The organism is Azospirillum argentinense, assembly GCF_000632475.1.
In the GTDB taxonomy this organism is placed as follows: domain Bacteria; phylum Pseudomonadota; class Alphaproteobacteria; order Azospirillales; family Azospirillaceae; genus Azospirillum; species Azospirillum baldaniorum.
Map to the genome: position 1 here is coordinate 2,863,169 of NZ_CP007793.1, position 22,659 is coordinate 2,885,827.

Here is a 22,659-nt window from a genome sequence, read left to right on the forward strand (position 1 = left end):
CCCCTCCCGACCTCCCCCCGCTTCGCAGGGGGAGGAGATAAAGCCCTCCCCTGCGAAAGCGGGGGAGGGTTGGGTGGGGGCCCGACGCGACCACCTCCCGCCACCAACCACACACCCTCGCCGGACGCACCGATGACCAACCTCGCCCTCGCCTTCCGTCTGGCCCGCCGCGAGCTGCGCGGGGGACTGAAGGGATTCCGCATCTTCCTCGCCTGCCTGACGCTCGGCGTCGCGGCCATCGCCGCGGTCAACTCCGTGTCCGGCGGCGTGCTGTCGGGCCTGCAGGCGGACGGGCGGGCGATCCTGGGCGGCGACGTCGCGCTGCGGCAGATCTACGCACCGCCGACCGACGAGCAGCGCTCCTGGCTGGAACAGGCCGGGCGCCTGTCGCAGTCGGTGGAGATGCGCGCCATGGCCCGCTCCGCCGACGACCAGCGGTCCACGCTGGTCGAGATGAAGGCGGTGGACGGCGTCTACCCGCTCTACGGCTCCGTGGCCCTGGCGCCGGAGGGCGACCTGCACACGGCGCTGGCCAACCGCGACGGGCGCTGGGGCGCGCTGGTCGAGGACGGGCTGCTCGACCGGCTGGGGCTGAAGACCGGCGACACGCTGCGCCTGGGCGAGGGCGAGTTCGCCGTGCGCGGCGTGCTGACGCGGGAGCCGGACCGGGCGTCCAACGGCGCCTTCTCGCTGGGGCCGCGGGTGATGATCGGCCTGCCGTCGCTGGAGGGCACCGGCCTGCTCCAGCCCGGCAGCATCGTCTATTGGACCGCCAAGCTGGCCCTGCCGCCGGGCACCGACGTGGCGGCGTGGCAGACGGCGCTGACGGCGCGCTTCCCCGACGCCGGCTGGCGGGTCCGCGACTTCACCAACGCCTCCCCGCAGATCGAGCGCTTCATCGACCGCATGACGCTGTTCCTGACGCTGGTCGGGCTGACCGCCCTGCTGGTCGGCGGGGTCGGGGTGGGCAACGCGGTGCGCAGCCATCTCGATTCGCGCGCCCGCACCATCGCCACGCTGAAATGCCTGGGCGCGCCGGGCGATCTGGTCTTCCAGGTCTATCTGCTGCAGATCCTCGCCTTGTCCGGGCTGGGCATCCTGCTGGGGCTGCTGCTCGGCGCGGTGGCGCCGCTGGGTCTGGGGTCGCTGCTCGATCAGGTGCTGCCGGTGCCCACCCGGATCGGCGTCTACCCGAGCGCCCTGGCTCTGGCCGCGCTCTACGGCCTGCTGACCGCGCTGACCTTCTCGCTGTGGCCGTTGGGCCGGGCGCGGGAGGTGCCGGCGGCGGCGCAGTTCCGCGACGTGGTCGCCCCCGCCGGGGGCCGCCCGCGCGCGGTCTATCTGGCGGCGATGGCGCTGACCGTTGCGGCTCTGGCCGGGCTGGCCGTCGCCACCGCGCACAACAAAATGTTCGCCGCCTGGTTCGTCGGCGGCTCCATCGCCACCTTCATCGCCTTCCGCGTGGCCGCTTGGCTGGTGGTGCGCGGGGCCGCGGCGGCGGGGCGCCCGCGCCGTCCGGGGCTGCGGCTGGCGCTCGCCAACCTGCATCGGCCGGGCAACCCGACCGGGGCGGTGGTGCTGTCGCTCGGCCTCGGCCTGACGGTTCTCGTCGCCATCGCGCTGATCGAGGGCAACTTCTCCCGCCGGGTCAACGAGACGATCCCGAAGGACGCGCCCAGCTTCTTCTTCGTGGACATCCAGCCCGACCAGTTCGAGCCGCTGAAGCAGATGGTCTCCGCCCTGCCCGGCACCAGCGGGTTCGAGGCGGTGCCGTCCTTGCGCGGGCGGATCGAGACGGTGAACGGCCAGCCGGCGGAAAAGGCGTTGGTCAACCCCGAGCAGTCCTGGGTGCTGTCCGGCGACCGCGGCATCACCTATTCGGCAAAGCTGCCGGAGCATTCGGAGATCGTCGCCGGCTCCTGGTGGCCGGAGGACTACAAGGGGGCGCCGCTGATCTCCATCCACCAGAACGTGGCGAGCGCCTTCGGCATCGGTCCTGGTGCCACCATGGGGATCAACGTCCTGGGCCGCACCATCGAGGCGACGGTGGGCAACGTGCGCGCCGCCGACTTCTCGACGCTGGCCATCAACTTCGCCCTGGTCTTCGCGCCGGGCACGCTGGAGCGGGCGCCGCAGACCTGGATCGCCACCGTCCGCAGCACCCCGGCGGCGGAGCCGGAGGTTCAGCGCTCCGTCCTGCAGCGCTTCCCCAACGTGACGCTGGTGCGGGTGAAGGACGCGCTGGACACGGTGGGCACCATGCTCGGCCACATCGGCACGGCGGTGCGCATCACCGCGGGCATCACGCTGGCCGCCGGCACGCTGGTGCTGGCCGGGGCGGTCGCCGCCGGGCACCGCCGCCGGGTCTACGACGCGGTGGTGCTGAAGGTGCTGGGCGCCACGCGGGCCGACGTGCTGAAGGCGTTCCTGCTGGAATACGGGCTGCTCGGCATCCTGACCGCGGCCATTGCCGGGGTCATCGGCACCATCACGGCCTGGGCGGTGATGACCTTCCTGATGCGCTGGGACTGGACCTTCCTGCCGTCGGCCGTGCTGACCACGGCGCTGCTCAGCACCGCCATCACGCTGGCCTTCGGCTTCCTCGGGACATGGCGGGCGCTCGGCCAGCCCTCCGCCCCGCTGCTGCGCAACGACTGATGGAAGGCGGTCAGGCGGGTTCGGGGACGCGGTCGTCGGCGACGATGCGGTTCTTGCCGGACTGCTTGGCCGCGTACATGCGCTGGTCGGCCAGATCGACCAGCCTTTCCCAGTCCAACGGGCGGTCGTGGAGGTATTCGGCGACGCCAATGCTGGCGGTCTGCAGGGTTCCGTCCGGACGCTTGCCCAGGCCCCGCTCGTGCAGCCGCTCCACCGCGGTCAGGGCGCCCTGACGGCCGGTGTTGGGCATGATGACCACGAACTCCTCGCCGCCCCAGCGGACCAGCACGTCGGATTGGCGCAGCATGGCGCGTATCGCCTCCGCCGACCGTCCGAGCTGCTTATCCCCCTGGTCGTGGCCGAAGCGGTCGTTGATCGACTTGAAATTGTCCAGATCGAAGAAGATCACCGACAGCGGATGGTCCGAGCGCTGGGCGTGGGCGAACTGCAGCCGCAGAAGCTCCTCCCCGATGCGGCGGGAGAAGGCGCCGGTCAGCCCGTCGTGCGACGCCTGATCGACCAGGGCCATCATGAAGTGCAGCTGGCTCATCGCCGCCAGCGTCGCCACCACCATGATGAGCACCAGCAGCCACAGGGCGCCCAGATAAGAGGGGAAGGGGAAGACCAGCGAGCCGTAGACCCCGGCCAGCATGTGCGCCGCCAGCATCGGCGTCGCGAAGGCCAGACCCTCCAGCGCGGTCAGCGGGAAGACGCTGAGCCCCGCCACCATCACGAAGGGCAGGAAGGCGTAGCCGGCGGCCACCGCCAGCGCGCTTCCCGCGATCATGTCCTCGTTCAGCATGGGGTGCGAGGCGAGGAAGAAGATCGTCGGCACCGCCAGCAGCAGGGCCAGTCCCCGCCACGCGCTGCCCATGTCGTCGCAGATCCGGTAGCCGAGCGCCAGCGCGCCGAAGGCGAAGCTGGACACCAGCCGCAGGCCGGCCAGATAGCCCCACAGCGGCCAGGGGAAGATGAAGACGTCGATGACGATCCACAGCGGCGTCAGCACCGCAAAGACCGCCGCGACCATGCGGACGCGGGAATGGATCAGCACGGCCCGGCGACGCTGGATGATCGGGGTGTGTCCGCCCGGATGCATCAGGTCGCGCAACTGCTCGAAGGAGAGATCGCCGCTCACCGCCTGGAATGCCCTCTCCGCGAACCGCCTGAGGAGATTAAGCGCTTGTTGATACACGCGATGCCCCCCATCGGCAACGGCAATTGCTGTGATTTCCAGGGATACGTGCGTATGCGGCGCGGCCTGTGGCATCAACGCATTTGTACGTGATTTGCCGGGACAGTCTTCCCGCCGCCCGCCGCTGTCAACGCCGGAGTGGTCATACCACTGGGGCAAAAGAACGCGGCGCGCATAAAAAAGGCCCGGCTGGCGGCCGGGCCTTTCTCACGGGGCGGAACGAAGGGAAGGCACTCAGTCCTTCAGGTCTTCCCACAGCTCCTTCACCTTGGCGAAGAAGCCTTCGGACTGCGGGTGGGAGCCTTCCTTGCCGGCGGTGTCGAACTCGCGCAGAAGCTCCTGCTGCTTCTTGGTCAGGTTGACCGGAGTCTCGACGACGGCCTGGATGTACATGTCGCCGCGCTGCTGGCTGCGCAGCACCGACATGCCCTTGCCCTTGATGCGGAACTGATGGCCGGACTGGGTGCCCGGTGGGACCGTCACCTTGGTGCGGCTGCCCTCGATGGTCGGCACCTCCACCGTGCCGCCCAGCGCCGCGGTGGTCATCGGGATCGGCACCCGGCAGTGGATGTTGGCGCCGTCGCGCTGGAAGATCGGGTGCGGCGCGATGGCCAGGAAGATGTAGAGGTCGCCCGGCGGCGCGCCGCGCAACCCCGCCTCGCCCTCTCCGGCCAGACGGATGCGGGTGCCGTCCTCCACGCCCGCGGGGATGTTGACCTGGAGGGTCTTCTCCTTGCGCAGGCGCCCGGCGCCGCCGCAGCTCTTGCAGGGGTCCTTGATGACGCGGCCCTGGCCGTGGCAGGCCGGGCAGGTGCGCTCGATGGTAAAGAAGCCCTGCTGGGCGCGCACCTTGCCATGGCCCTGGCAGGTCGGGCAGGTGACCGGCTGGGTTCCCGCCGCCGCCCCGGAGCCGCTGCAGGAATCGCAGGCGACGGTGGAGGGGACGCGGACGTTGGCCGTGGTGCCCTTGAAGGCCTCCTCCAGCCCGATCTCCAGATTGTAGCGCAGGTCCTGGCCGCGGCCCGACGCGCCGCCGCCGCCGCGGCGCCCGCCCATGAACTCCCCGAACATCTCGTCGAAGATGTCGGCGAAGCCGCCGCCACCGCCGCCGAAATCGAAGCCGCCGAAGCCGCCACCGCCGCCGCGCCCGTTCTCGAAGGCGCCGTGGCCGAAGCGGTCGTAGGCCGCGCGCTTCTGCTCGTCCTTCAGGACGTCGTAGGCTTCGCTGATTTCCTTGAACTTGTGCTCGGCGTCCTTGTCACCCTGGTTGCGGTCCGGGTGATACTGCATCGCCATCTTGCGGTACGCTTTTTTGATCTCGTCCGCGCTGGCGCCCTTCGCCACCCCGAGCAGCTCGTAATAGTCCTGTTTCGCCATGGGCCCCGACCGCCTTCACATACAATAGACCAATCATATCTCCGGCCCGCCACCGCAGGACGGATGACGGGCCGGACGATACTGCATGGCGCCGGGTTCTCCCGGCTGTGACACCGGAGGCAACGGGCGGCTGCCCAACGATTGCCTCCGGTTCCGAACGCTTAGGCCGACTTCTTCTTGTCGTCGTCCACTTCCTCGAAGTCGGCGTCGACCACGCCCGGCTCGTTCGGGGCGGCGCCCGCCGCACCGGCGGCACCGGCGCCCGGGGCCTCGCCCTGGCCGGCCTTGTACATGGCCTCGCCCAGCTTCATCGACACCTGGGCCAGCGCCTCGGTCTTCGCCTTCACGGCCTCCAGATCCTCGCCGTCCAGCACCGACTTCAGCTCGGCCACGGCGGCCTCCGCGGCGGTCTTGTCGGCGGCCGGGATCTTGTCGCCGTTCTCCTTGATCGTCCGCTCGGTGGTGTGGATCAGCGCGTCCGCGTGGTTGCGGGCGTCCACCAGCTCGCGGCGCTTCTTGTCGTCCGCGGCATGGGCCTCGGCGTCCTTCACCATCTTGTTGATGTCGGCGTCCGACAGGCCGCCCGACGCCTGGATGCGGATCTGCTGCTCCTTGCCGGTGGCCTTGTCCTTCGCCGTGACGCTGACGATGCCGTTGGCGTCGATGTCGAAGGTCACCTCGACCTGCGGCACGCCGCGCGGGGCCGGCGGGATACCGACGAGGTCGAACTGGCCGAGCAGCTTGTTGTCCGCGGCCATCTCGCGTTCGCCCTGGAAGACGCGGATGGTCACCGCGTTCTGGTTGTCCTCAGCGGTCGAGAAGGTCTGGGACTTCTTGGTCGGGATCGTCGTGTTGCGGTCGATCAGGCGGGTGAACACGCCGCCCAGCGTCTCGATGCCCAGGCTGAGCGGGGTGACGTCGAGCAGCAGGACGTCCTTGACCTCGCCCTTCAGCACGCCGCCCTGGATGGCGGCGCCGATGGCGACCACCTCGTCCGGGTTCACGCCGCGGTGCGGCTCACGGCCGAAGAACTGCTTCACCGCCTCGATGACCTTGGGCATGCGGGTCATGCCGCCGACCAGGATCACCTCGTCGATCTCGTTGGCCTTCAGGCCGGCGTCGCGCAGAGCGGCCTTGCAGGGCTCGATCGTGCGGGCGACCAGCTCGTCGACCAGGGCTTCCAGCTTGGCGCGGGTCAGCTTGACGTTCAGGTGCTTCGGGCCGGACTGGTCGGCGGTGATGAAGGGCAGGTTGACCTCGGTCTGCATGGCCGAGGACAGCTCGATCTTCGCCTTCTCGGCGGCTTCCTTCAGGCGCTGCAGGGCCAGACGGTCCTTGCGCAGGTCGATGCCCTGCTCCTTCTGGAACTCGTCGGCGAGGTAGTCGATGATGCGGGCATCGAAGTCCTCACCGCCGAGGAAGGTGTCGCCGTTGGTCGACTTCACCTCGAACACGCCGTCGCCGATCTCCAGCACGGAGACGTCGAAGGTGCCGCCGCCGAGGTCGTACACGGCGATGGTGCCGGCGCCCTTCTTCTCCATGCCGTAGGCCAGGGCGGCCGCCGTCGGCTCGTTGATGATGCGCAGCACTTCCAGGCCGGCGATCTTGCCGGCGTCCTTGGTCGCCTGGCGCTGGCTGTCGTTGAAGTAGGCCGGGACGGTGATGACCGCCTGGGTCACCTTCTCGCCCAGATAGTTCTCAGCCGTCTCCTTCATCTTCTGCAGGATGAAGGCGCTGATCTGCGACGGGCTGTACTTCTTGCCGACGGCTTCCACCCAGGCGTCGCCGTTGTCGCCGGGAATGATCTTGTAGGGGACGAGGCCCTGGTCCTTCTTGGTCAGCGGATCGTCGTAGCGGCGGCCGATCAGACGCTTGATCGCGAAGAGGGTGTTCTCGGGGTTCGTCACCGCCTGACGCTTGGCCGGCTGGCCGACCAGACGCTCCGCGTTCTGCGCGAAGGCGACCATGGACGGCGTGGTGCGCGTGCCTTCGGCGTTCTCGATCACCTTGGCGCTGGAGCCTTCCATGACGGCCACGCAGGAGTTCGTGGTGCCGAGGTCGATGCCAATGACTTTGCTCATGTTCAGCCTCTGTTGTTCGGCAGATGCGTGGCGGCCCGTTTGGTCCGGCACCGCCGCGATCCCCTTGGGGTCGGTGGAACGGTTGGGTGGAATAACGTCTGTCGCCGGAGATATAGGCAGGTGCGTTTCGGGCTGCAACGTCCTGGTCAATCCGCCAACCGTCAAAAGACCAAAAGGTGACGCGCACGCCGAGGCATATCGTCGCGCCTGCGGCTTCGCGCCGCAAGTGAATACTGGGGTATTCAGAAGCATAAGGCGTGCAACCGCCTCCCTTTATCCCCCGACCGTGCCGAAAGCGGTCTGTTACAGGGCTTTAACACAAGCAAAACGGTCGCAACCCAGCCATGTTAACTTTTCATTAACAAGTAATGGTGTGCATTACAGTGCACAATCAATTGCCGGTTGCCTTGTTTCTTTGTTGTCCGAAGATTCTAATAGTGGAGAATCGAAGGAAATATGATATATCCCTCACTGGTCAAGGGGCCGCTCTTGCCAGCGGATATGGCCTTCCGAAGCGGGACCGTGTGCAGCATTCCATAGGGGGATCAAGATGATGGACGAACGGCGCGACATGGCATTGGCCATCAAGTCCTGCCTCGACAGCCTTATGGACGACGCGACGAAGTGCGACCTGGACGATCTGGCGCGCTTCATCAGCCTGGCCGCCCTGGCGGCGGAAGAGGCGGCCATGGCCTTCGATCCGAAGGCGGCGCAGTTGAAGGCCCTGATGTCCGGCGGCGCCGGCCACTGCTGACCTCCGGAATCCTGACCTCATTGAACGCTGAACGCCTGGGTCTTGGGCGCCCGGGTCTTGACCGCCTGAATGCTGACCGCCTGAGCCGGCGCGGGAACGCCGGTGACTTCGGGCTCGAACAGTCAGGCCGCAAAAGAACCGGAAAAGAAAAAGCCGCCCTCGACGGGGCGGCTTTCCTGTTTCCGGACACGTCCCGAAGTCCTTTTACAGGATCTCCGCCGCGCGAATCGCCCCGTCGAGCAGGGCCAGCGTGCCGGCGCAGGACTCGTCCCCGTCCATGACCATGGGCAGGCGGTAGCTGAACATGGCCGCCGCCGCCTTGCCGTCCCGCTCCGCCCCGACCAGCCAGAGGTAATGGGCGTCGGTGTGGCCGTCCTCCTCCGTCATCATCACGGCCTGGGCCAAGACGCCTTCGTCGCCCCAGGGCTCGACGATCCGGTCGCTGGCGCGCTGGTCGTCGGGGCGCACGAAGCGCAGAGCCATCTCGCGCAGCACCGCCACGGCGCCGTCAGGCCCGTCCTTGGGCGCCACCCGGTCGGTGACCAGCCGCAGCACGCCCCCCGCCGGGGCCGGCGGGTGGAAGGCGGCCACGGCGTGGCCCTCGTGCTCCTCGACCTCCGGGCGCCAGCCGTCCGGCAACCGGAACCGCACCACCCCTTCCCACTCCACGCTGTGGCCCGCACCGTTGCCCACGCTGTGGCCGTCCTGTCCGCCCGTCACGGCATCCTCCCCTGATCCTGTACCCCTGATCCTGTGCCGGCACTTTAGGCCGAAGCACCGGCGAATCCAGCCTTGATCGCGGCCCGCCGAGCCACCATGGTCCGGCGATGATCATTTCCGCCAGCTACAAGACGGACATCCCCGCCTTCTACGGGCGTTGGTTCCTGAACCGGCTTGAGGCCGGGCACTGCCGCATGGTCAACCCCTATGGCGGCCAGACCTACCGCATCGGGCTGAGCCGCGCGGAGGTCGACGGCTTCGTCTTCTGGACCAAGAATCTCGGCCCCTTCCTGCCGGCGCTGGAGGAGGTGTCGGAACGCGGCTTTCCCTTCGTCGTCCAGTACAGCATCACCGGCCTGCCCACCGCTCTGGAGCGCTCCGTCCCCGACGCGGAGCGCGCGGTGGAGCATATGGCCCGGCTGTGCGACCGCTGGGGGCCGCGCGCCGCCGTCTGGCGCTACGACCCCATCGTCACAGCAGACGCCACACCGCCGTCCTGGCACCGCGAAACCTTCGCCCGGCTGGCCGGCCGGATGCGCGGCCTGACCGACGAGGCGGTGGTCTCCTTCCTCCAGCCTTACCGCAAGACGGCGCGCAATCTGGACGCCGCCGGTGTGCCCTGGCGCGACCCGGACCCGGAGGAGAAGCGCGCCCTTCTGGCCGATCTGGCCGACATCGCCGCGGACCACGGCATGACGCTGACGCTGTGCACCCAGCCGGAACTGGCCGGTGTTCCCGGCACGGCGCCGGCCCGCTGCGTCGACGCGCAACGACTGTCCGACGTCGCCGGGCAGCCCGTCGCGGCCAGGGAGAAGGGCAACCGCGCCGGCTGCCTGTGCGCGGAAAGCCGCGACATCGGGGAGTACGACACCTGCCCGCACGGCTGCGTCTACTGCTACGCCGTCGCCAACCGCAACACGGCGCAACGGCGCTTCGCCGCTCACGATCCAGAGGGGGAGTTCCTGTTCACGCGGGAGCGGGCGGGGTAAGGCACCCGGCCCGCCGTCTCGTCGCCTTCCCGGTTACGGGCAGACCTTCTTCACGGTCTCGACCAGCTTGTCCGGGTTGAAGGGCTTGACCAGCCAGCCTGTGGCCCCGGCCTCGCGGCCGGCGGTCTTCTTGGCGGGGTCGGCCTCGGTGGTCAACAGCAGCACGGGAGTCGCGCGGTTGAGCGCGCTGCCGCGGATGGCCCGGGTCAGGGCCAGACCGTCCATGCCCGGCATGTTCAGGTCGGTGATGATGCAGTCGAACTTCTGACGGTTGACCTCCGCCAGACCGGCGGTGCCGTCCGCCGCCTCGGTGACGCCATAGCCGGCGTTGCGCAGCGTGAAGGCGACCATGTCGCGGATGGTCTTGGAATCGTCGACGGTCAGAATGGTCTTGGCCACGGGTCCGGTTCCCTGAATGAGCGGCCGCCCGGAACGGGCAATTCACGGGGCGCCGCGAGACTCCCCGACGCGGATCGGGGTTCCGATGCGAATAGGCGAAGGACCAGCCCGGCGCAAGCCCTTCGGTACGCAAAGGATCGCGGGCGGACACTCATTCGGAAACCGCCGGACGAAAAAAAAGCGGCGCGGCGGACCATGCCGCCGCGCCGCCGCAAGAGACGTGCCGCCTGCCATCCGGAGAGCGGCCGTTCCATCCCTCCAGAGGAGGGTCGGGCTATTCGTCCAAAGGACGGTCAGGCTTTCGTATCGACGTGCTGGCCGCCCATTTCGTGAGGACCGGCCTTGGCGACGCCCACCATGGCCTCGCGCAGCAGGCGGCCGTGGATGGTGTAGCCGGGCTGGAGCACCTGCACGACGGTGCCGGCGGGCTTGCCGGTGTTCTCGATCTCGAACATCACCTGATGGAAGTTCGGGTCGAACAGCTCGCCGGTCGGGTCGATCTTCTTGATGCCCGCACGCTCGAAGGCGGAGATGAGCTGGCGCTCCGTCGCCTCCACGCCCACGGAGAGGCCCTTCAGCACGTCGTCGTTCTCGCGGCCCTCGGCGGGGACGGCCTCCAGCGCGCGGCGCAGGTTGTCGGCCACCGTCACCAACTCCTTGGCGAAGCTGGACACGGCGAACTTGCTGGCGTCCTCGCGGTCGCGCTGGGCGCGGCGGCGGGTGTTCTCCACCTCGGCCATCTGGCGCAGGAGCTGGTCCTTCAGGCTGGCAACCTCGGCCTCAAGCTGGGCCACGCGATCCCCGGCACCGGCGTCCGCAGCCTTGTCCTGGGCGGCCTTGTCCTGGGCAGCCTTGTCCTGGACGGCTTCGGTCTGCTCCACCTCGGCTTCGGCGGGCTTGTTCTGCTCTTCGCTCATGGCTCTCTCGTTGTCGTCTTGGGTCGTCGTCTGATGAAAGGGGTCTGGTGGGGAATGGGTGAAGCGTTGCCAGGGGCGTCACCCGACAAGGCGGCTGATGACCTTGGCTGTATAATCCACAAGCGGGATGATCCGGGCATAATTGATGCGGGTCGGGCCGATCACGCCGATGGCGCCGATCACCTGCTCGCGGCTGTTCTGGAACGGCGAGATGATCAGCGAACAGCCGGAATGGCCGAACAGCACATTCTCCGCGCCGATGAAGATCTGCACCCCGTCGCCCTTCCCGGTGGCGTCGAGCAGGCGCAGCATGGTCTCCTTGGTCTCCAGCGCCTCGAACAGGGCGCGCACGCGCTCCAGGTCCGATAGGGCGGTGACGTCCTCCAGCAGCTTCGCCTGGCCGCGCACGATGAGCTGGCCGCTGTTCTGCCCGCCGCTGCCCGCCCAGGTGGCGAGACCGGCGGAGACCACACGCTGCGACAATTCGTCCAGCTCGGTCTTCTGGTCCTCGATCTCGCGCAGGACGGCCTGCCGCGCCTCGTCCAGCGTGCGGCCGACCAGCTTCGCGCTGAGGAAGTTGGAGACCATCTGCAGCGTCGCGGCGGGCACGCCGACCGGAACCTCGATGACGCGGTTCTCGACCAGCCCGTCCTCGTTGACCAGCACGACCAGCGCCCGGCCGGGGGCCAGCGAGACGAACTCGATGTGCTTCAGCGGCCGGTCGGTCTTCGGCGCCACCACCAGCCCGGCGCAGTGCGACAGGCCCGACAGCAGGGTGGACGCCTCGCCCAGCACGTCCTGCAGCGACCGCCCGGAGGAGGCGCATTTGGCCTCGATGGAGCCGCGCTCGTCCTCGCTCAGGCTGCCGATCTCCAGCAGGCCGTTGACGAACAGGCGCAGCCCGGCCTCGGTCGGGATGCGGCCGGCGGAGGTGTGGGGGGCGTAGAGCAGCCCCTGCTCCTCCAGGTCGGCCATGACGTTGCGGATGGTCGCGGGCGACAGGGCCATGCCGAGCCTCCGCGAGATCGTGCGCGAGCCCACCGGCTCGCCGGTCGCCACATAGGCGTCGACGATCAGCCGGAAGATCTCGCGGGACCGTTGGTTCAGCTCGGTGATCATGGCGGGGCGGGGACCGGACGATGCTGTTGGGGCACGGATAAGGGGCGTCCCGAATTTAGGCAGGTGTCCGCGCCGAATCAACGTGCGCCCCGGTTGCGCGCTGGACGGCGGGGGCCGCGGGCGCTAGCTTGCCGCCGATTTCAACAGATTCGCGGATCATGCCCGATGCGTCCCTCCGGCCGCGCCCACGACCAGTTGCGCACCATTTCCCTTGAGCCCCATTTCAGCAAGCACGCCGAGGGGTCCTGCCTGGTGCGGTTCGGCGACACGCACGTCCTGTGCACCGCCAGCGTGGACGAGGGCGTTCCCCGCTTCCTGAAGAACACCGGCCTCGGCTGGGTCACCGCCGAATACGGCATGCTGCCGCGCTCCACCCACAGCCGCACCGACCGCGAGGCCGCCAAGGGCAAGCAGTCGGGCCGCACCCAGGAGATCCAGCGCCTGATCGGCCGCGCGCTGCGCGCCGTCACCGACCGCGCCGCCATGGGCGAGAAGCAGATCAAGATCGACTGCGACGTCATCCAGGCCGACGGCGGCACCCGCACCGCCGCCATCACCGGCAGCTTCGTCGCCCTGCATCTGGCCTTCCAGCACCTGATGCAGATCGGCGCGCTCAAGACCATGCCGCTGACCGACCATGTGGCCGCCGTCTCCTGCGGCATCTACAAGAACACCAGCGTGCTCGACCTCGACTACGCCGAGGATTCGACGGCGCAGGCAGACGCCAACTTCGTGCTGACCGGCCAGGGCGGCATCGTCGAGGTGCAGGGCACCGCCGAGGAGCGCCCCTTCAGCGAGCCGCAGTTCATGGAGCTGCTGGCGCTCGCCCGCAAGGGCATCGATGAGCTGGTGGCCTTGCAGAAGGCGGCGATCGCGGTGAAGTAAAGGCGCGGTTGCGCTTGCCCCCTCCCTACCCGCCTTCCGTCCGTACGGACGGGAAGTACGGCCGTCCCGTCCCCTGCGAAGCGGGGGAGGGAGGGACCCGCGAAGCGGGAGGGTGGGGGCAACCCGCTGTGACAGAAGGAACTCCCCCATGACCACGCCTCCCCGCCGCTTCACGGGCGGCACGCTGGTGATCGCCAGCCACAACAAGGGCAAGGTCCGCGAGATCGCGGCGCTGCTCGGCCCCTACGCCGCCTCCTTCGTGTCCGCGGGCGAACTTGGCCTGCCGGAGCCGGAGGAGACGGGGACCAGCTTCGTCGCGAACGCCGAGCTGAAGGCCCTGGCCGCCGCCAAGGCGGGGCACGTCGCGCTGGCCGACGACAGCGGGATGGTGGTGCCGGCGCTGAACGGCGATCCCGGCATCTACTCCGCCCGCTGGGCCGGGCCGGAAAAGGACTTCCAGATGGCCATGGGCAAGGTCGAGGACGGGCTGAAGGGCCAGACCGACCGCCGCGCCTGGTTCGTCTGCGCCCTGTCGCTCGCCTGGCCGGACGGCCATGTCGAGACGGTCGAGGGCCGCTGCCCCGGCACGCTGGTCTGGCCGCCGCGCGGCGCGCATGGTTTCGGTTACGATCCGATGTTCAGGCCGGACGGCTACGACATCACCTTCGGCGAGATGGACCCGGCCAAGAAGCACGAGATGAGCCACCGGGCCGACGCCTTCCGCCAGCTTGTGGAGCGATGCTTCAAGTGATTCCTGATCCTGGCTTCGGGATCTACATCCACTGGCCCTTCTGCAAGGCGAAGTGCCCGTACTGCGACTTCAACAGCCACGTCCGCGACCGGGTCGAGCATGACCGCTGGCGCGCCGCGCTGGTGCGGGAGCTGGATCATTACGCAGACGCAACACCCGGCCGCCGGGTCACCTCCGTCTTCTTCGGGGGCGGCACGCCGTCGCTGATGGAGCCGGCGACGGTCGGCGCCGTGCTGGAGCGCATCGCCGCCCGCTGGACGGTGGGCAGCGATTTGGAAGTGTCGCTGGAGGCCAACCCGACCTCGGTCGAGGCCGACAAGTTCCGCGCCTTCCGCGCCGCCGGGGTCAACCGCCTGTCGATGGGCATCCAGGCGCTGGACGACGCCGCGCTGAAGTTCCTCGGCCGCCAGCACAGCGCGGCGGAGGCGACCGGTGCCATCGCGCTGGCCGCTCGGACCTTCCCCCGCTTCAGCTTCGACCTGATCTACGCCCGCCCCGGCCAGTCCGTCGCGGCGTGGGAGGCGGAGCTGACCCGTGCGCTCGACCACGCGGTCGGCCATCTGTCGGTCTACCAGCTGACCATCGAGGAGGGCACGGCCTTCTTCCCCCTGCACGCGCGGGGCGATCTGGTGCTGCCCGACGAGGATCTGGCCGGCGACCTCTACGAGGCGACGCAGAGCCTGCTCGACCGCGCCGGGCTGCCCGCCTACGAGATTTCCAACCACGCCCGCCCCGGCGAGGAGAGCCGCCACAACCTGACCTACTGGCGCTACGGCGATTACGTCGGCGTCGGTCCCGGCGCCCACGGCCGGCTGACGCTGGACGGCGAGAAATTCGCCACCCGCGCCCACCGCGCCCCGGAAATCTGGCTGGAGCGGGTGGAGCGCGACGGCCACGGCGCCGCCGCGCCCGAGCCGGTCGCCCGCGAGTCCCGCGGCTCGGAGCTGCTGATGATGGGGTTGCGCCTGCGCGAGGGGGTGGCCCGCGCCCGGCTGGTCGAGGAGACCGGCCGCGACCTCGACGGGCTGGTCGATCCCGCCGCGCTGGAGCGTCTGGTGGCCGGCGGATTCCTGGAGGTCGGCAAGGACACGTTGCGCGCCACGCATGAGGGGCGGCAGCGGTTGAACGCCGTGCTGGGGGCCCTTCTGGCCTGACCGCGCCAATACCCGCAAATGTGGTGTGACAAAGGCGCCCAGTGCCCGGTGCGCCCCGCATTTTTATACATCCGTTTATAAGTTTCCTGTGACTGTCGATCATTCTTGGAGTTCCGGCAAAGACAAGGGCAAACAACCGCCGCTTGCCGGGACGCGGGACAGGGCAGACAGTTGCAGGCAGACATCCCATGACCCTCACGAAGCTTTCCATTCGGGCCAAGCTGTGGGCGCTCGTCGTCGCGGCTTCGGTCGCATCCTTCGCCATCGCCGGTGCCGGCCTTTATCTCAATTACAGCCGAATGCACGCCGACCGGCTGGACACGCTGCACAGCATCGTGGAAACCGGGGTCACCCTGGCCACCACGCTGGAGGCGGACGCCGCCGCCGGCAAGATCACCCGCGAGGAGGCGCAAGCCCGTTTCAAGGCGGCGGTGGCCGGCATCCGCTACGCCGGCGGCAAGGAGTATCTCTTCGCCCACACCATGGACGGCTACGGCTTCGCCCACGTCAACGCCAAGCTGATCGGCGCCGACGTCAAGCCGCTGAAGTCGGCCAACGGCGTCCACATGATCGTGGAGTTCATCCGCATGGTCCGCGCCACCGGCGACGGCCTGCTGGAATACGACTGGCCGCGCACGGTCGGCGGCAGCGATCTGGCGGTGAAGCTGGGCTATGTCCGCGGCTTCGAGCCGTGGAACATCTTCATCGGCACCGGCATCTTCATCGACGACATCCGGGCCGCCTTCCTGGACCAGCTGCGGACGCTGGCCTTCGTCATCCTGGCGCTGGCGGTGCCGGCCGTCGGCCTGATCGCCTGGGTCGGCACCGACATCAGCCGGGTGCTGCGCGGGCTGGGCGCCAAGATGCGCTCGCTGGCCGACGGCGACCTGAACACCCGCTTTCCGGAGGCGGAGCGCGGCGACGAGATCGGCGCCATGGCCAAGGCCGTGCTGGTCTTCCAGACCAACGCCCGCGACAAGCAGCGGCTGGAGGCCGAGCAGGCCGCCTCGGCCCAACGCGCCGAGGAGGAGAAGCGCCGCGCCATGCTGGCGCTGGCCGCCAGCTTCGAACAGAGCATCGGCGCCGTCGTCCGCACCGTCTCCGACGCGGCGGCGACGATGGAGGAGCGCGCGGCCGAGATGAGCCGCGCCGCCGCCCAGACCGACGAGCTGGCGACCTCCGTGGCCGCGGCGACCGAGCAGACCTCCGCCAACGTACAGACCGTGGCGGCGGCGTCGGAGGAGCTGGCCAGTTCGATCCAGGAGATCAGCCGTCAGGTCGCCGAGTCGTCGCGCATCGCGGGCGAGGCGGTGACCCTCAGCGGGCGGGCCAACGGCAAGGTCGGCGGGCTGGCCGAGGCGGTGCAGAAGATCGGCGCGGTCGTCCAGCTCATCAACGACATCGCCAGCCAGACCAACCTGCTGGCGCTGAACGCGACCATCGAGGCGGCCCGCGCCGGCGAGGCCGGCAAGGGCTTCGCCGTGGTGGCGAGCGAGGTCAAGGCTCTGGCCAACCAGACCGCCAAGGCCACCGAGGAGATCGCCGCCCAGGTCGCCAACATCCAGTCCGTGACCGGCGACGCGGTCGGCGAAATCCAGGGCGTGACCCAGGTGATCCTGCGGGTGAACGAGATCGCGACCTCCATCGCTTCCGCGGTCGAGGAGCAGGGGGCGGCGACCCGCGAGATCAGCCGCAACGTCCAGGAGGCGGCGGGCGGCACGCAGGAGGTATCGGCCAATATCAGCGGCGTCACCGGTGCGGCGACCCGGAGCGGCGCCACCGCCCGCGACGTTCTGGAGATGTCGCGCCAGCTCGGCCACCAGCTCGACACGCTGCACCGCGAGGTCGGGGGCTTCCTTCAGCAGCTCCGCGCGGCGTAAGGTTGGGTGAACGGGACGGGGAAAGGGGTTGGGATGCGCATCAGTCTGGTGGTGGCCGCGGCGCGCAACGGCGTGATCGGCCGCAACGGCACCCTGCCCTGGTCCCTGCCCGGCGACCTCAAGCGCTTCCGGGAGCTGACGATGGGCAAGCCGGTCCTGATGGGCCGGCGCACCTGGGAGTCGCTCCCCCGCAAGCCCCTGCCCGGCCGCGACAACCTCGTGGTCAGCCGCAGCGTCCCAGCGGGCGAGCGGGACGGCGCGCGCTGGTTCGGCGGCCTCGACGCGGCGCTGGACTGGTGCCGCGACCGCGGCGTCCTGGAGGTCTGCGTGATCGGCGGCGCCGAGCTGTTCCGCGAAACCCTGCCGCTCGCCGACATCGTCCACCTGACCCGCGTCGAACAGGATGTGGAGGGCGACACCGTCATGCCCCCGCTGGGGCCGGAGTGGGTGGAGACGGAGCGCGGCCCGCTGCTGACCGAGAACGGTCTGGATTACCGGTACCTGGACCTCGTACGGCGCCCCGTCAGCGCTGGGGCGTGAGCGCGACGATCGACAGCCCGCCCCACAACAGCGCCAGCCCCATGCTCACAATGGCGTCGAATCGCAAATCCACCACTTCCAGATACAAGTGCATCTGGTTCAGGCTCCCAAGCACCCCGAGCGAGGGCTGGTAGCCGTTCATCATCGGGAATGCCATGACCGGCATCATCACGCCCCACACGACCATCAGCCGGCCCAGCAGATAGAATGGATCGAATGGCAGCATGTCTGTCTCCTATGAAGTAAACTCTGCATTTCGATGATTAAAACGAATTCTCTTGCATGGTCAACCGTTCATACCCGGAGGAAAGTCCGGTTATGGATCGGAAACACGCATTTGGGCTGCGGCTTCGGGCAATCCGTAAGGCGCGCGCTTTGACCCAAGAACAATTTGCCGAATTACTCGACCGCACGACCGAGGCCGTGTCCAACATGGAACGCGGCGTCAGCCTGCCGAGCGTGGAGACACTGATCCGGCTGAGTGAGAACCTCGGCATTCCATTGCGCGAATTGGCCGACGCGCTCGATCCAGCGGTCAATGCCAACAGCAAGCGTGTGGCTTTGGAATCGGCGCTTTCAGAGCGGGCACGCCAGCTTACGACCCGCGATCTGGAAATCGCTCTGAAACAGATCGAGGCGTTTCCGAAGGGCGATTAGCCTTTTGTCCGCGAGTACCGTCAGGCCATTGCAACGCCCTTGATAACCCTCGCCCCTCTGGGGAGAGGGTGGCCCGCAGGGCCGGTGAGGGGGATGTGCGTGGTGGTGCGTCCGGCAGAAGCGCAACCCCCTCACCCTAACCCTCTCCCCAGAGGGGAGAGGGGATTTCCATTTTAAATGGAATAGCTTAAGCTCCCTTGTTCTCCCGATGCCGGCGCTCGATGGCGTCCCACAGGGTGGCCTCCAGCGCCGACCCGTCGAGGCGGTTGATCTCCTGGATGCCGGTGGGCGAGGTCACGTTGATCTCGGTCATGTAGTCGCCGATCACGTCGATCCCGACAAAGACCAGCCCCTTCTCGCGCAGCACCGGGCCGATGGCCTTGCAGATCTCCTGCTCGCGCGGGGTCAGCTCCGTCTTCTTGGCGCTGCCGCCGGCGTGGAAGTTGGCGCGGGCCTCGCCCTCCTGGGGCATGCGGCTGACGGCGCCGGCGGGCTCGCCGTCGATCAGGATGATGCGCTTGTCGCCCTGGCGGATCTCCGGCAGGTACTTCTGCACGATCACCGGCTCGCGGTAGAGCTGGGTGAACAGCTCCAGCAGCGAGCCCAGGTTTTCGTCGTCCGGCTTCAGGTGGAAGACGCCGGCCCCGCCGTTGCCGAACAGCGGCTTGACGATGATGTCCTTGTGCTGCGCCCGGAAGTCCAGGACGGCCTGCTTGTCGCTGGTGATCAGCGTCGGCGGCATCAGGTCGGGGAAATGGGTGACGAACAGCTTTTCCGGGGCATTGCGCACCTCCGCCGGGTCGTTCAGCACCAGCACCTTGGGCTGGATGTGCTCCAGCATGTGGGTGGCGGTGATGTAGGCCATGTCGAAGGGCGGGTCCTGGCGCATCAGCACCACGTCCATGGTCGACAGGTCGACGATCCGCGGCTCGCCCAGCGTGTAGTGGGCGCCCTTCTGGCGGACCACGGTCATCTCGCGCACACGGGCGGTCAGGACGTTGCCGGTCAGGCTGAGGTCGCGCGGGTGGTAGTGGTAGAGCGTGTGCCCGCGCTTCTGCGCCTCAAGCGCCATCATGAAGCTCGAGTCGGTGTCGATGTTGATGGACTCGATGGGGTCCATCTGGAAGGCGACGGCGAGGCTCATCCTGCGGGTCTCCGAAACGGGCTTTTGAAGTGGGGTCAGTTCAGTTGGTTCTTGAGCTGCTGGATCAGCGCGGCGACCTGATGGCGGTGCCGTTCGCTGGCGGTCAGCTCCAGGAAGGTTTCCAGCGCGGCGATGGCGGCGGCGAGGTTGCCGTTGTGGGCCTCAAGGAGGCCGGTCTCCCGCCACAGCGACGCCTCGGCCGGGGCGAACAGCCGCATCGCCTCCAGCACCTCCAGCGCGCGCGGCACGTCGCGGGCGGAGAGGTGGCGCAGCTTGATGTTGTTCTGGAGCCGCAACAGAATCTCGCGGTTGGACACCGTCTGGTAATGGCCGGGCTCCAGCTCCGCGGCGCTGCCGGCAGTGGCCTTCAGCAGGTCACGCAGGTCCACGGCGGTGCGCACCTGCCCCTCGTTGAAGGGGTCGAGGATGGCGCGGGCGCCGTCGGCCTCCAACCGCACCAGGAAATGGCCGGGGAAGTTCAGCCCCAGCATCGTCCAGCCCTGCGAGCGGGCGGCGTGCAGGTACAGGATGCCCAGCGCCACCGGCAGGCCGCGGCGGCGGTCGATGACGCGCAGCAGGTTGGCGTTCTGCAGGTCGTCGTAGGTTTCCTGGTCGCCGGCGTAGCCGTGCCGCTCCACGATGACCTCGTGCAGCCAGGAGATGCGGGCCTCCAGCCCGTCGAGGGTGGGCGAGACACGCTCCGCCAGATCGTGGGCGATGTCGGCGAGGTGACGGCGGTAGTCGGCCAGCGCGGCGCCCGGCACCTCCAGCGCGCCCAGCGCGAGGGCGGCTTCGGCCAGATCGATCTGCTCGTCCGGCTGCTGCCCCACGCGGCGCAGGATGTCACGGGCCTCGGCGCGGCTGGTCACGGGCGGCGTCCTTCCTCTTCTTCAGCCTTCGCGTCAGGCCCGCCACGCGTCCGGGACGTGGCGCGGCCAGGACCAAGGGGTAACGAGCATGACGTCGAAGCGCAAGACATAGCCGGCATAGTGGGGGTTGGCCCCCAGATAGGCGTGGGCGGCGCGGGCGAGGCGGCCCCGCTGGCGGGCGTTGACCGCCTCGTTCGCGGTGTCCCAGTCGCCGCGGGCCTTGACCTCGACGATCGCCAGAGTGTCGCCCCGCCGGGCCACGATGTCGATCTCTCCCATGGGTGTGCGCAGGCGGCTTTCCAGGATGCGGTAACCCTTCAGCCGCAGCGCCAGCCGGCAGAGCTGCTCGGCGTAGCGGCCGTAATTCTCGGCCCGGCGGCGCAGGGCGTCCGGGGCGCTCATGGTTTCCCCTCCCGCGACAGCTCCAGCGCGCGGGCGTAGACGGCGCGCTTGTTCTGGCCGGTGCGGGCGGCCACGTCGGCGGCGGCGTCGCGGACCGACAGGCGGGCCAGCGCCTCGCGCAGCAGGGCGTCGACATCGGCCTCGGTCGGGGTGGGCTCCTCGCCGGGCGGGCCGATGACCAGCACGACCTCGCCCTTCGGCGGGCCGGCCTCGGCGTAGTGGGCGGCCAGCTCCGGCAGGGTGCCGCGCCGCACCTCCTCGTAGAGCTTGGTCAGTTCCCGCGCCACCGCGGCCTCCCGCGCGCCCAGGATGTCGGCGAGGTCGGCCAGCGACTCGGGCAGGCGCTGCGGCGACTCGAAGAAGACCAGCGTGGCCGGAACGCTCTTCAGTTCCCCGGCGGTGGCGCGCCGCGCGCTGCTCTTGTTGGGCAGGAAGCCGGCGAACAGGAAGCGGTCGGTCGGCAGGCCGGACAGCACCAGCGCCGCCAGCGGGGCGGAGGCGCCGGGCAGCGTGGTGACCGCCACTCCCTCCGCCACGCACTCGCGCACCAGCTTGTAGCCGGGGTCGGAGACCAGCGGCGTGCCAGCGTCGGTGACCAGCGCGATGGACTCGCCCGCTTTCATGCGGCCGATGAGGACCGGACGCATCTTTGCCGCGTTGTGTTCATGATAGGAGACGAAGGGCGTGTGGATGCCATGGATGCCCATCAGCTTCGCCGTCACCCGCGTGTCCTCGCAGGCGATGGCGTCGGCGCGGCGCAGCGTGTCGAGCGCGCGCAGCGTGATGTCGGCGGCGTTGCCGATGGGGGTGGCGACCACATAAAGGCCGGCGCCGAGTTTACTTGCGGCCCTCGGCTCGCTACCTTCAGCGTCACCAGAGACGCCGGGCCCGGAAACGGGCTCGGGCGCCGGACCGGATGTGGAGATCGTTGGTGGCACGCTTGACGACACCTTTCTCGCGCGCTTGGGGGCAGCAGGCTGCCGCCGCCCTGTTGGTTGTCGGCACGCTTTCGGCCTGCTCGACTGTAAAGGCCCCGGCGCCGCCGACTCAAGCGCCGCAAGCGCCCGTCGCCGCCGTTCCGGCCGCCCCGCAGACCTTGAAGGTGGCGATCCTGCTGCCGCTGTCCGGGTCCAGCGCCGCCATCGGGCAGGCCATGCTGGAGTCGGCGCAGATGGCGCTGTTCGATCTGGCCGGCGACCGGTTCGAGCTGCTGCCCCGCGACACCAAGGGTACGCCCACCGGCGCCGCCGACGCGGCGCGGCAGGCCATCGCCGAGGGGGCGAGCCTGATCCTCGGCCCGCTGTTCGCCGCCGACGTGGCCGCGGTGAAGCCGGTCGCCCAGTCCGCGGGCGTGGACGTTCTGGCCTTCACCAACGACTGGACCCAGGCCGGCAACGGCACTTATGTGCTGGGCTTCGTGCCCGCCGATCAGGTCACCCGCGTGATCGGCTTCGCCCGCTCGCGCGGTGCGACGCGCTACGTCGCGCTGGCCCCGCGCACCGCCTACGGCGACGCCGTGGTCAACGCCGTGCAGGCCGCCTCGCGCCAGTTCGGCGGGCAGGTGGCGCAGGTGGAGCGCTACGACCCGGCGGTGACCGACCTCGCCCAGCCGGCGCGGCAGGTGACCCAGGCCGGCGTTCAGCCGCAGGCGGTCATGCTGGCCGAAGGCGGGCCGCGCGCCCAGGGTCTGGCGTCGGCGCTGTCGGCCAACGGGCTGAACACCCAGCAGGTCAAGCTGCTCGGCACCGGCCTGTGGGACGAGCCCGGCCTGGGCCAGGAGCCCGCTTTGGCCGGCGCCTGGTTCGCCGCCCCGTCCCCGCAGAGCCGCGCCGACTTCGAGGCGCGCTTCGAGAGGACCTACGGGCGCAAGCCGCCGCGCATCGCCACCCTGTCCTACGACGCCACGGCCATCGCCGCGGTGCTGGCCAAGATGCCCGACGCGGCGGGCCGCTTCGACCGCGCGGCGCTGAACAACCCCAACGGTTTCGAAGGCATGGACGGCGTCTTCCGCCTGCGCGCGGACGGCGTCGTGGAACGCGGACTGGCCGTTCTGGAGGTCACCCCGAGCGGTCCCCGCGTGATCGATCCCGCCCCGTCCAGCTTCGACGTGCTGGGGCAGTGACCGCAAGGCGCTGAAAAGAGTGTTCGACCGCGGCGGCGCAATGCAC

The 22,659-nt window shown here is 69.2% G+C and carries 22 protein-coding genes; 10 read left to right on the forward strand and 12 right to left on the reverse strand.

Translation table 11 applies throughout. The features are described from left to right. Positions 1-132: 132 nt before the first annotated feature. Positions 133-2,658: an ABC transporter permease gene (locus ABAZ39_RS13310; protein ID WP_038530039.1), complete on the forward strand. Its 2,526-nt coding sequence runs from the start codon at positions 133-135 to the stop codon at positions 2,656-2,658. A 10-nt stretch (positions 2,659-2,668) separates the two neighbouring features. Here the strand turns inward: ABAZ39_RS13310 and ABAZ39_RS13315 are convergent, their stop codons facing one another. From ABAZ39_RS13315 to dnaK, 3 genes are all read right to left on the reverse strand, one after another. Further along, positions 2,669-3,796: a diguanylate cyclase gene (locus ABAZ39_RS13315; protein WP_038530041.1), complete on the reverse strand. Its 1,128-nt coding sequence runs from the start codon at positions 3,794-3,796 to the stop codon at positions 2,669-2,671. A 291-nt stretch (positions 3,797-4,087) separates the two neighbouring features. Continuing rightward, the gene (gene dnaJ / locus ABAZ39_RS13320; RefSeq protein ID WP_014239029.1) at positions 4,088-5,230 is read right to left on the reverse strand and encodes a molecular chaperone DnaJ; all 1,143 of its coding nucleotides are present in this window, start codon (positions 5,228-5,230) and stop codon (positions 4,088-4,090) included. Between the two features lie 161 nt (positions 5,231-5,391). Beyond that, positions 5,392-7,563 (reverse strand): molecular chaperone DnaK, encoded by a 2,172-nt coding sequence (gene dnaK, locus ABAZ39_RS13325; protein WP_257722215.1) that lies wholly within the window; start codon positions 7,561-7,563, stop codon positions 5,392-5,394. Between the two features lie 298 nt (positions 7,564-7,861). On the opposite strand from dnaK, the gene ABAZ39_RS13330 reads away from it, so the two are divergent. Continuing rightward, positions 7,862-8,065 carry a hypothetical protein gene (locus tag ABAZ39_RS13330; protein ID WP_014239027.1) on the forward strand — a complete coding sequence of 68 codons (204 nt, stop codon included), beginning with the start codon at positions 7,862-7,864 and terminating at the stop codon, positions 8,063-8,065. A gap of 204 nt (positions 8,066-8,269) precedes the next feature. Here ABAZ39_RS13330 and ABAZ39_RS13335 read toward each other — a convergent pair whose 3' ends face one another. After that, complete coding sequence (locus ABAZ39_RS13335; RefSeq protein ID WP_038530048.1) at positions 8,270-8,785, reverse strand: hypothetical protein; 516 nt, start codon at positions 8,783-8,785, stop codon at positions 8,270-8,272. A 107-nt stretch (positions 8,786-8,892) separates the two neighbouring features. On the opposite strand from ABAZ39_RS13335, the gene ABAZ39_RS13340 reads away from it, so the two are divergent. Then, positions 8,893-9,774, forward strand: a complete 882-nt coding sequence (locus ABAZ39_RS13340; protein ID WP_038530050.1) for a DUF1848 domain-containing protein — start codon at positions 8,893-8,895, stop codon at positions 9,772-9,774. Positions 9,775-9,807: 33 nt separating this feature from the next. On the opposite strand, the gene ABAZ39_RS13345 is transcribed toward ABAZ39_RS13340, so the two are convergent. The 3 genes from ABAZ39_RS13345 to hrcA form a co-directional block, all read right to left on the reverse strand. Beyond that, a complete protein-coding gene (locus ABAZ39_RS13345; protein WP_014239024.1) occupies positions 9,808-10,173 on the reverse strand; it encodes a response regulator in 366 nt (121 codons plus the stop codon). A gap of 293 nt (positions 10,174-10,466) precedes the next feature. Further along, positions 10,467-11,090 carry a nucleotide exchange factor GrpE gene (gene grpE / locus ABAZ39_RS13350; RefSeq protein ID WP_038530053.1) on the reverse strand — a complete coding sequence of 208 codons (624 nt, stop codon included), beginning with the start codon at positions 11,088-11,090 and terminating at the stop codon, positions 10,467-10,469. A gap of 78 nt (positions 11,091-11,168) precedes the next feature. Then, entirely contained in the window at positions 11,169-12,209 is a 1,041-nt protein-coding gene (gene hrcA / locus ABAZ39_RS13355) for a heat-inducible transcriptional repressor HrcA (protein WP_035670634.1), read from the reverse strand. Positions 12,210-12,374: 165 nt separating this feature from the next. On the opposite strand from hrcA, the gene rph reads away from it, so the two are divergent. From rph to ABAZ39_RS13380, 5 genes are all read left to right on the forward strand, one after another. Beyond that, positions 12,375-13,094, forward strand: coding sequence for a ribonuclease PH (gene rph / locus ABAZ39_RS13360; RefSeq protein WP_035670630.1), 720 nt, complete (start codon positions 12,375-12,377; stop codon positions 13,092-13,094). Between the two features lie 148 nt (positions 13,095-13,242). Next, complete coding sequence (rdgB, locus tag ABAZ39_RS13365; RefSeq protein WP_038530057.1) at positions 13,243-13,845, forward strand: RdgB/HAM1 family non-canonical purine NTP pyrophosphatase; 603 nt, start codon at positions 13,243-13,245, stop codon at positions 13,843-13,845. After that, complete coding sequence (gene hemW, locus ABAZ39_RS13370; RefSeq protein ID WP_038530060.1) at positions 13,833-14,999, forward strand: radical SAM family heme chaperone HemW; 1,167 nt, start codon at positions 13,833-13,835, stop codon at positions 14,997-14,999. Before rdgB ends, hemW begins: the two co-directional genes overlap by 13 nt. Positions 15,000-15,187: 188 nt before the next feature. After that, positions 15,188-16,879 (forward strand): methyl-accepting chemotaxis protein, encoded by a 1,692-nt coding sequence (locus ABAZ39_RS13375; RefSeq protein WP_038530062.1) that lies wholly within the window; start codon positions 15,188-15,190, stop codon positions 16,877-16,879. A 33-nt stretch (positions 16,880-16,912) separates the two neighbouring features. Beyond that, positions 16,913-17,419: a dihydrofolate reductase gene (locus ABAZ39_RS13380; RefSeq protein ID WP_038530064.1), complete on the forward strand. Its 507-nt coding sequence runs from the start codon at positions 16,913-16,915 to the stop codon at positions 17,417-17,419. Here the strand turns inward: ABAZ39_RS13380 and ABAZ39_RS13385 are convergent. Next, positions 17,403-17,645 carry a hypothetical protein gene (locus tag ABAZ39_RS13385; protein WP_038530066.1) on the reverse strand — a complete coding sequence of 81 codons (243 nt, stop codon included), beginning with the start codon at positions 17,643-17,645 and terminating at the stop codon, positions 17,403-17,405. The genes ABAZ39_RS13380 and ABAZ39_RS13385 overlap by 17 nt on opposite strands. A 92-nt stretch (positions 17,646-17,737) precedes the next feature. Between ABAZ39_RS13385 and ABAZ39_RS13390 the strand changes: the two genes are divergently transcribed. Further along, the gene (locus tag ABAZ39_RS13390) at positions 17,738-18,076 is read left to right on the forward strand and encodes a helix-turn-helix domain-containing protein (protein WP_038530068.1); all 339 of its coding nucleotides are present in this window, start codon (positions 17,738-17,740) and stop codon (positions 18,074-18,076) included. 187 nt (positions 18,077-18,263) lie between these two features. On the opposite strand, the gene gshB is transcribed toward ABAZ39_RS13390, so the two are convergent. Genes gshB through rsmI form a run of 4 tightly spaced genes read right to left on the reverse strand, consistent with a single transcriptional unit; the run spans position 18,264 to position 21,429 of the window. Next, the gene (gene gshB / locus ABAZ39_RS13395; RefSeq protein WP_038530069.1) at positions 18,264-19,220 is read right to left on the reverse strand and encodes a glutathione synthase; all 957 of its coding nucleotides are present in this window, start codon (positions 19,218-19,220) and stop codon (positions 18,264-18,266) included. A gap of 35 nt (positions 19,221-19,255) precedes the next feature. After that, positions 19,256-20,089 carry a SirB1 family protein gene (locus ABAZ39_RS13400; protein ID WP_038530071.1) on the reverse strand — a complete coding sequence of 278 codons (834 nt, stop codon included), beginning with the start codon at positions 20,087-20,089 and terminating at the stop codon, positions 19,256-19,258. Between the two features lie 33 nt (positions 20,090-20,122). Further along, positions 20,123-20,491, reverse strand: a complete 369-nt coding sequence (locus ABAZ39_RS13405; RefSeq protein WP_038530073.1) for a YraN family protein — start codon at positions 20,489-20,491, stop codon at positions 20,123-20,125. Then, the gene (rsmI, locus tag ABAZ39_RS13410) at positions 20,488-21,429 is read right to left on the reverse strand and encodes a 16S rRNA (cytidine(1402)-2'-O)-methyltransferase (protein ID WP_372684152.1); all 942 of its coding nucleotides are present in this window, start codon (positions 21,427-21,429) and stop codon (positions 20,488-20,490) included. The genes ABAZ39_RS13405 and rsmI overlap by 4 nt, the downstream gene beginning before the upstream one ends. Here rsmI and ABAZ39_RS13415 point away from each other — a divergent pair. Then, positions 21,423-22,613, forward strand: a complete 1,191-nt coding sequence (locus ABAZ39_RS13415; RefSeq protein ID WP_051658109.1) for a penicillin-binding protein activator — start codon at positions 21,423-21,425, stop codon at positions 22,611-22,613. The genes rsmI and ABAZ39_RS13415 overlap by 7 nt on opposite strands. Positions 22,614-22,659 lie beyond the last annotated feature (46 nt).

Bases quoted from the DNA above. Each gene is read 5' to 3' on its own strand.
- ABAZ39_RS13375 (WP_038530062.1), top strand. From the start codon at position 15,188: ATGACCCTCACGAAGCTTTCCATTCGGGCCAAGCTGTGGGCGCTCGTC.
- dnaJ (WP_014239029.1), bottom strand. From the start codon at position 5,230: ATGGCGAAACAGGACTATTACGAGCTGCTCGGGGTGGCGAAGGGCGCC.
- gshB (WP_038530069.1), bottom strand. From the start codon at position 19,220: ATGAGCCTCGCCGTCGCCTTCCAGATGGACCCCATCGAGTCCATCAAC.
- ABAZ39_RS13330 (WP_014239027.1), top strand. From the start codon at position 7,862: ATGATGGACGAACGGCGCGACATGGCATTGGCCATCAAGTCCTGCCTC.
- hrcA (WP_035670634.1), bottom strand. From the start codon at position 12,209: ATGATCACCGAGCTGAACCAACGGTCCCGCGAGATCTTCCGGCTGATC.
- hemW (WP_038530060.1), top strand. From the start codon at position 13,833: ATGCTTCAAGTGATTCCTGATCCTGGCTTCGGGATCTACATCCACTGG.
- grpE (WP_038530053.1), bottom strand. From the start codon at position 11,090: ATGAGCGAAGAGCAGAACAAGCCCGCCGAAGCCGAGGTGGAGCAGACC.
- ABAZ39_RS13380 (WP_038530064.1), top strand. From the start codon at position 16,913: ATGCGCATCAGTCTGGTGGTGGCCGCGGCGCGCAACGGCGTGATCGGC.
- rph (WP_035670630.1), top strand. From the start codon at position 12,375: ATGCGTCCCTCCGGCCGCGCCCACGACCAGTTGCGCACCATTTCCCTT.
- ABAZ39_RS13390 (WP_038530068.1), top strand. From the start codon at position 17,738: ATGGATCGGAAACACGCATTTGGGCTGCGGCTTCGGGCAATCCGTAAG.
- ABAZ39_RS13405 (WP_038530073.1), bottom strand. From the start codon at position 20,491: ATGAGCGCCCCGGACGCCCTGCGCCGCCGGGCCGAGAATTACGGCCGC.
- rdgB (WP_038530057.1), top strand. From the start codon at position 13,243: ATGACCACGCCTCCCCGCCGCTTCACGGGCGGCACGCTGGTGATCGCC.
- dnaK (WP_257722215.1), bottom strand. From the start codon at position 7,563: ATGCTTCTGAATACCCCAGTATTCACTTGCGGCGCGAAGCCGCAGGCG.
- ABAZ39_RS13310 (WP_038530039.1), top strand. From the start codon at position 133: ATGACCAACCTCGCCCTCGCCTTCCGTCTGGCCCGCCGCGAGCTGCGC.
- ABAZ39_RS13385 (WP_038530066.1), bottom strand. From the start codon at position 17,645: ATGCTGCCATTCGATCCATTCTATCTGCTGGGCCGGCTGATGGTCGTG.
- ABAZ39_RS13340 (WP_038530050.1), top strand. From the start codon at position 8,893: ATGATCATTTCCGCCAGCTACAAGACGGACATCCCCGCCTTCTACGGG.